Source organism: Arthrobacter pascens (assembly GCF_017052465.1).
Taxonomy (GTDB): domain Bacteria; phylum Actinomycetota; class Actinomycetes; order Actinomycetales; family Micrococcaceae; genus Arthrobacter; species Arthrobacter pascens.
In genome coordinates, this window is sequence record NZ_JAFHKT010000060.1 from 1 (window position 1) to 1,729 (window position 1,729).

The following is a 1,729-nucleotide window of genomic DNA, read 5'->3' on the forward strand; positions in this document are numbered from 1 at the left end:
ACCTTGGCGAGTGTTTCGCGTTCGGCGGCGATGGTGGTGTTGTCGCCGTGTCCGGTGCGGACGATGGTGTCGGGCGGGAGGGTCAGGAGGCGTTCGCGGATGGAGGTCAGGATGGTGGGGTAGTCGCTGTAGGAGCGGCCGGTCGCGCCGGGTCCGCCGTTGAACAGGGTGTCCCCGGTGAAGACGGTGCCCTCCTGCTCGAGGTGGAAGCAGGTGGAGCCGGGTGAGTGGCCGGGGGTGTGGATCGCTTTCAGGGTGGCCCCGCCGATGTGGAACTCGTCCCCGTCCGTGATCTCCTTATCGGGGGTGGTGCCGGGGTAGACCTGTTCCCAGAGGACCTGGTCCTCGGGGTGCAGGTGGATCGGGGCGCCCACGGTGTCGGCGACCTGGCGGGCGGCGCCGATGTGGTCGTTGTGCGCGTGGGTGAGCAGGATCGCCAGCACCGTCCGGCCGCGGACCTGGTTGATGATCGCCTCGGCGTCGTGCGGGGAGTCGATGATCACGCATTCGGTGTCGTTGCCCACGATCCAGACGTTGTTGTCCACCTCCCAGGTGCCGCCGTCGAGGGAGAACGTCCCGGAGGTGACGAGGTTCTCGATGCTGACGCTCATGCGGACACCGCCGTCACAGTCTCAGCGGTCTCAGCGGCACTGGCAGTAGCACTGGCAGTGGCGGTGGTGGTGGGGTGGATTTCGACGACGGAGCGCAGCACCGTGCCCTCGTGCATCTTCTCGAAGGCCTCTTCGACCTGGTCGATGGTGATGCGTTCGGTCACGAAGGCGTCCAGGTCCAGGTTGCCCTGCTTGTAGTGGGAGACCAGCATCGGGAAGTCCCGGGAGGGCAGGCAGTCCCCGTACCAGGAGGACTTCAGCGACCCGCCGCGGCCAAAGACGTCCAGCAGCGGCAGTTCGAGCTTCATCTCCGGGGTCGGGACGCCGACGAGGACCACCCGGCCGGCGAGGTCGCGGGCGTAGAAGGCCTGCTTGTACGTCTCGGGACGGCCGACGGCCTCGATCACGACGTCGGCGCCGTTGCCGTTCGTCAGCGCCCGGATGGCCTCGACCGGGTCGGCGGTGCGGGAGTTCACCCCGTGCGTCGCGCCCAGGGTTTTGGCCATCTGGATCTTGTTCTCATCGATGTCCACCGCGATGATCGTGGTCGCCCCGGCCAGCTTCGCCCCGGCGATCGCTGCGATGCCCACGCCGCCGCAGCCGATCACGGCCACCGACTCCCCGCGCTTGACCTCACCGGTGTTGATCGCCGCGCCGATCCCGGCCATCACCCCGCACCCGAGCAACCCCACCGCTGCTGGGTCGGCGTCCTCATCGACCTTGGTGCACTGCCCGGCCGCGACCAGCGTCTTCTCCGCGAACGCGCCGATACCCAGCGCCGGGGAGAGCTCGGTGCCGTCCTCCAGCGTCATCTTCTGCGTCGCGTTGGCCGTGTTGAAGCAATACTGCGGCTGGCCCTTCGCACAGGCCCGGCACTGCCCGCACACCGCACGCCAGTTCAGGATCACCCGGTCCCCCGCAGCGACCTCCGTCACACCCTCACCGACCGCGGCGACCACACCGGTCGCCTCATGGCCCAGCAGGTACGGGAACTCATCCCCAATACCGCCCAGCTTGTAATGCAGATCCGTATGGCACACCCCGCACGTCAGGACATCCACCAAAGCCTCCCCCGGCCCCGGATCCGGCACCAGAATCGTCTCCAACGACACCGGAGC

2 protein-coding genes are annotated in these 1,729 nt (G+C 68.1%); both read right to left on the minus strand.

All coding sequences use genetic code 11. The features are described from left to right. The coding region (locus JYA52_RS00285) for an MBL fold metallo-hydrolase (RefSeq protein ID WP_205651167.1) at positions 1-611 on the minus strand (611 nt) is incomplete at its 3' end. After that, a partial coding sequence (locus tag JYA52_RS00290) for an S-(hydroxymethyl)mycothiol dehydrogenase (protein WP_205651168.1) occupies positions 608-1,729 on the minus strand: 1,122 nt, incomplete at its 5' end. The genes JYA52_RS00290 and JYA52_RS00285, both read right to left, overlap by 4 nt.